The organism is Methanobrevibacter sp. (genome assembly GCF_045220775.1).
Taxonomy (GTDB): Archaea; Methanobacteriota; Methanobacteria; order Methanobacteriales; family Methanobacteriaceae; genus Methanocatella.
The window spans coordinates 1-6,203 of sequence record NZ_JBGUWC010000027.1; the positions used below are offsets into that span (position 1 = coordinate 1).

Here is a 6,203-nt window from a genome sequence, read left to right on the forward strand (position 1 = left end):
CCGGCCATACCCTTGTTACTGTGGCCGTGCTTGGTGATGTCTTCAGATTAAAACTCAAAAGACCTGCACCTGCAGATATACTGCCAAATACTAGAATCTACATTGACAGTGACGGTGAATGCAATCCTATTGAAGGCCATGACTTGAGACTGCTTTCAATCGTTAACCTAACGGAAAATGAAGATGTTGAATACATCCGAGTTTATCGTCAGATGTCAGAAATCGAAATGTATCCTGAATCCCAGAACTGTATTGATCTTGCCGACTGCAACTTTGAACAGGATGAAATAACTCATGTCGTCAATATGATCGTACCAACAGAATCAAATATCATGGCTCAGGCCAATTATGTAAAGGATGCTGACGGTGTTACCTATTGTGAGCTTCCTGATGTAGCTATTGTCAATAATGTCAGATTTGTATGGGAAGACAACAAACTCTACATGGAATGGGAAGGATGTGATGATAGTGAAAAAGGACTCTTTCAAAAACTTTGTTGATTTAAAATTTTTTGATGAAAATTAGTTGTGAATTTTTAATTTTATCTAAAAATAGTTAAATTTAATAAATAGGTGGAGTAAAAGTTTTTATCATGCCTAATCAAAAAACAAATACTCCAAATAGTATTTTAGATGTTAAACAATATATATTTTGCGATTCTAATGGTAGATTAGTCCTTTCAGATCCTCGTTTTGTGAAAATTTTTAAATCCTGTCAAAAAGCTCTGAAATCTTTTGATTTAAGTTTTAAAAAGGATGTTCCTTATTTTAAAATGAGTTTAGCTAGGTGCCCACATTGTGGAACTCGTCATGTTGTTAAATATGGTTTTACAAAAAGAACATTAGTATTTAAAGAAATTGGTAAAACTAATGTGAAGGTTCAGCGTTATATTTGCAAACGTTGTGATAAAACATTTCAAACAGATTTAACAAGTCTTGTTGATAAAAACAGCAATTTTACGAATGAATTGAAAAGTGAATCAGAACATTTAATTTCAGATTATCTGGGAAGCTTAAAAAATGTTTGTAAATCATTTAAAAAATTCTTTGGAATCACGATTTCACATCAAACAATTGAAAATTGGCTTTTTGTTAATGAAAACATTTTAGAATTTGATTTAGGGCGTTGCTCGGGTTATTATGTCTTTGATGTAGAATGGATAAAAATCAACGGAAAATGGAAATATCGTCACACATTACTTGATTCTATTTCAAATTGCATCGTAGCCGATGCAATTTACGATACTGAAGATGAAACAACTGTTGAAAAGTTTTTAAGAGAATCTACAGCAAATAAAAATAAAATTGCAATCACAACAGATTTAGATAAAAAATATGCCTCAATTATCCCAAAATTAGGTTTTAAACATCAATTATGTATTTTTCATACTAAAAAAAGTTTAAATAAACAATTAAAAACTTTTAAAGATAAAAATCGTATTTCTGACGAAGAATATCAAGAATGTCACAAACAACTAAAAATAATCAAAGATTTATTTGATTTAAATAATTATAATGAATTCAAAAATGAAGTACAATCTTTAATTTATCGTAAAGATGATTTTCATCCAGTGATTTATAAAATAATCAGAAAATCAATCACTCCACGATATAAAAGCTTCATTTATCACTTAAAAGATAAACGAATTGAAAAAACAAGTAACAAAATTGAAAATGCATTTCAAAAAACAATGCCAAAATCAAGAAAACGAACATTCAAGACCAAACGAGGCGTTTTAAAACGAATCTATCGCAGAGATCTCATTTGGAATGACAATCGCAAAAAGGATTTTGAAAATCAACAAAGTTTTTGAAAGAGTCATTGAATACTATTTTTATTATCTAAAATATATAAAAAATATAATAAATAAGATAATACAAATTATAGTATATGACAGAAGATAATATTAGCTGGACAAGTTTTTGCCAGGCAATGAACTCAATAGCATTCTGGTTAATCCAGAACAAAAAGAAGTACCGGAAGCGTGACTATTACCAGATATTGACATTGAAAGGCAGCTGCAGTGATGTTGAAAAGAAAGCCAAGAAATTAGGTTCAGACAAGCTGGTGGCAATGTATACAATGGCTGCGATAAAGGATAACAGTTCTTTGGATTTTCTTCCAAACTATGTAATGTTAAAGAACTCAACCAAAATCGACAAGGCAGAATATGTAGACATGGCCATAAGAACTGAAAGCTACATCAGAGCAAACGGAAGGCTTCCTGCAATCGTTTACAGAATGTCAAAGCTTCCCGATTATAGTGACTCAACAATGAAGCTGTTTATCAAGACATTCAACTACAAAGGAAACACTATTGATGAAGCTTTAGCTATTATAGCAAAGAAGAAATTGTACAGCAAATACTTTGATTCACAGAAAACAGACAAGAAAACAATCAATGATGCTAAAGCGGGAAAAGGTTCCAATTGTGTAGACTGGGGACAAGTGTATTACAGAATAGCTAAATCTTTAGGTTATGATGTTCAGTTTGTCCATGTCAAATGCAGAGTATCCGGAACAGGCCATATTCGATTAAGATTAAAACATAAAAAGCATACTGGAGGAAATTGGATTAATAGAGACCCGGCAGCTGTTGCCGACAGTACTGATGGTAATGTCAGGTCCATCTGGTGCAGTGACGGTTACCTCATAGCATACGATCCAAGCTGGATATTTACAGATTTGTATAGCAGTTAGGTGATAAAATGAATTGCAGAGAAATGATTGAAGAGTTAAAGAAATTCCCAAAGGATAAACCAATAAAGATAATGGGATGGTACAGTATTGCAGAAACAGATGACCCTGAAGACATTAACAGTATCTGTTATCTAAAAGAAGTTGACATTGACACCTTGGAAGTCACCGGCGAGATAACGGACTTTGTAGCTATCGTCAGCGATAAGTATCATGAAATAGCAAGCGAATTTCCATAACTAACAGATTAACATTAACGGCAGGGAGTAGCTATTCAAAACTTATATTTTGAAACTCGTGCATATATATCGGAGTTTAAAATCAGATTCTATTCCTGAAAGCACTGCCGTTAATGTTAATGTCATCAAATTAAATCAAATTAAAAAACATAGCTATTAAAAAAATGCCTGTGTTTTTCATTTTATCACCAGTTGCTTTTAAAAAATATTATTATGGCATTAACATATAAATTTTTGCCGTTACTTTGATTTAATGATTTTTTAGTTAATTTTAGCCAAGGTTAAAATGTATTTTTTTTAAAATGAAATTTAAATCTTAAAGTTTTGTGCCTTCACTTTTTTTAGGATTACAAAAATATTTATATACTACAATAAACATATACCCTTTTAGGTATAGGAGGATTTATTTTGAAAGAATGTATGGATAGTGAAAATTTACATAGAAGAATCAAAAAAATCATAGGTCAGCTTAATGCAATTGACCGTATGATTGAAGAAGATATTCCATGTGAACAAATATTAATGCAAGTCAATGCATCAAAATCAGCATTACATAAAGTCGGACATATAATTGTTGAAGGACACCTCGAGCACTGCGTTAAAGACGCTATCGATAAAAGTGACTCAGACGAGGCATTAAGTGACATTTCATCAATTTTAGAATATTACTCCAGACTTTAATTTTTTTTAAAATAACCTTATTACCCAAAGGGGTATACCTATACTTGTGGGGCTGTTTAATATGAATTTTAGTAGAGATGAAAAAATAGACATATTGCTAATTGTTATCTCCGCAATAAGTGTAATCGCAAGTTTTCTACTATCTCTCGATTACCTATCTTGGATTGCAGTAATATTATGCGGAATACCAATATTTAAAGAATGTGCAGAAGGTCTAATAACAGAATTTGATATAAAAGCAGATTTGCTGGTTACAATAGCCATTATAGCATCAATCATTATAGGCGAAGTATTTGCGGCCGGTGAAATTGCAACAATCATGGCAATCGGTGGATTTTTGGAAGAATACACCGTGTCAAAGGCACAGGGAAGAATAGAAGAACTTGTTAAAATGACTCCTCAGGTTGCAACAAGAATCAAAAAAGGAGTTGAAGAGAAAATACCAGTTGACGAAGTTAAAATAGGAGATACATTAAAAGTGCTTCCTGGTGAAAGCATTCCAACAGACGGAATAATAATAGAAGGAGAAACCTCAATTGACCAGGCCACACTCACAGGCGAATCAGTACCGGTTGACAAATCAGTCAACGACGAAGTGTTCAGCGGAACCATCAACCTCTACGGTTCATTCACTATGAAAACAACAAAAGTCAGCGAAGACAGTTCTCTTCAAAAGTTAATCAGACTGGTGGAATCATCAAAACCTGAAAACGCAAAAATCGTAAGATCAGCAGACAGATGGGCAACATGGATCGTAATAATTGCATTCTTAAGCGCAATAATAACATACTTCGTAACCGGAGAAATAATAAGATCAGTTACAATACTGGTAGTATTCTGCCCATGCGCACTGGTTCTGGCAACACCGACAGCAATAATGGCCGCAATAGGAAACCTGACAAAATACGGTATCCTGGTAAAAGACGGAGAATCCCTTGAAGAACTGGCACGTGTAGATGAACTGGTATTTGATAAAACAGGAACATTAACACACGGAACACCGGAAGTTGTAAAAGTAATTTCAGACAACGAAGAAGAAATGATGTATCTTCTCGCATCCCTTGAATCAAAATCAGAACATCCCCTTGCAAAGGCCATAGTCAAATATTACAATAAGACAGATTTGGCAAATGTTTCTGATTTCAAAATGCACATCGGAAAAGGAGTCACTGGAATAATTGAAGGATCAAAAATTATCGCCGGAAATAAAAAACTTCTCGAAGCAGAAAACATTCCATTAAATTATGATGAAGAAAACAAAAATGGAGAAATCACCATATTTGTCGCAAAAGACAATGAAATCATTGGAATAGTATTGCTTGCAGATACATTGCGTGAAAATTCAAGGCAAACCGTAAAACAGCTTAAACGTTTAGGAATGAAAACCACACTTCTAACAGGAGATAATGAAGAAACCGGAAAATTCATTTCCCGAGAGGTTAAGGTTACAAACGCTCAATACAACTGTCTTCCCGAAGATAAAACTGAATACATCAAACAAGAGCAATTAAAAGGAAATAAAGTAGCAATGATTGGTGATGGAATAAATGATGCACCGTCCCTAAGAAAAGCTAATGTAGGAATAGCAATGGGAAGCATTGGAAGTGACGTTTCCATAGAAGCGGCAAACATCGCTTTAATCAATGACAATATAGGCGACATACCTCACCTGATAGCCATTGCAAGAAAAACATTAAGAACAATTAATTTAAACATTACATTCTCCCTAGCTTTAAATATAATTGCAATGATATTAGCTATTCTTGGTGTTTTAGGTCCGATTGCAGGAGCATTGGTTCACAATATCGGGTCAGTTATTGTAATCATTTATTCCTCAACTCTTGTGAATTATAAGATTTCAGGAAAGGATTACAGAAAAGCTAAAAAATAAACACAACGGATTATAATTTCTGTGTATTATCTGATTTGATAAAATTATCATCTCAAATGATACACTTTAATATTTTTTTCAAATACTCACATTACCATTGACCATTTACTATTCAAAACTTACTTTCTGGAACCCTTGCATATATATCTCTGTTTAAAAATCAAATCCAAAAAGGTTGCCATTAATGTCAATGTCATCTAATTTAATTGAATGAAAAAACATAGCTATTAATTATATCAATCATATCTTGATGGAAACATCGATCATGAAATGATTCAATATCCTCATCAATGATTAGTCATCATCTGCTCTCTCGCACTTCCTTTAAATATGTTTAAATTAAGATTAATTAGTACCACTCAAAAATTATTTGGGTGGCTAGATATTGGTAAAGGTCAGTTGAATTATTATGGAGATCAGCTCGTTATTCAAACTTTTTTCTAAAAAAACTCCATATTAATTCAACTAAATCTATTTAGGCATTTAATTCGTATTTTGAAATTCTCAACATAATCCTGAAAACATATTGTCATGAATTTTTAATGATAATTTTATATAATTGAAATAATAAAATATTATATTAATTATTATATACCGGTTGTAATAGCTATGGCCAATATAAATAATACATCATCCTACATGGATGAAGATAAAAAGCAAATTATCAAAGAGTCCAATTATACCTATAGGGATGC

The 6,203-nt window shown here is 32.4% G+C and carries 6 protein-coding genes; all 6 read left to right on the forward strand.

Features of this window, described 5'->3' with window-relative positions:
* A partial coding sequence (locus ACJROP_RS01370; protein WP_406533717.1) for a hypothetical protein occupies positions 1 to 500 on the forward strand: 500 nt, incomplete at its 5' end.
* Positions 501 to 592: 92 nt separating this feature from the next.
* Entirely contained in the window at positions 593 to 1,813 is a 1,221-nt protein-coding gene (locus tag ACJROP_RS01375) for a hypothetical protein (RefSeq protein ID WP_405307763.1), read from the forward strand.
* 77 nt (positions 1,814 to 1,890) lie between these two features.
* Complete coding sequence (locus ACJROP_RS01380; protein WP_405284134.1) at positions 1,891 to 2,700, forward strand: pseudomurein-binding repeat-containing protein; 810 nt, start codon at positions 1,891 to 1,893, stop codon at positions 2,698 to 2,700.
* A gap of 8 nt (positions 2,701 to 2,708) precedes the next feature.
* The gene (locus ACJROP_RS01385) at positions 2,709 to 2,936 is read left to right on the forward strand and encodes a hypothetical protein (RefSeq protein ID WP_405273320.1); all 228 of its coding nucleotides are present in this window, start codon (positions 2,709 to 2,711) and stop codon (positions 2,934 to 2,936) included.
* 408 nt (positions 2,937 to 3,344) lie between these two features.
* Positions 3,345 to 3,617 carry a metal-sensing transcriptional repressor gene (locus tag ACJROP_RS01390; RefSeq protein ID WP_405273322.1) on the forward strand — a complete coding sequence of 91 codons (273 nt, stop codon included), beginning with the start codon at positions 3,345 to 3,347 and terminating at the stop codon, positions 3,615 to 3,617.
* A gap of 61 nt (positions 3,618 to 3,678) precedes the next feature.
* Complete coding sequence (locus ACJROP_RS01395) at positions 3,679 to 5,508, forward strand: heavy metal translocating P-type ATPase (protein WP_405273324.1); 1,830 nt, start codon at positions 3,679 to 3,681, stop codon at positions 5,506 to 5,508.
* The last annotated feature ends 695 nt before the right edge of the window (positions 5,509 to 6,203 follow it).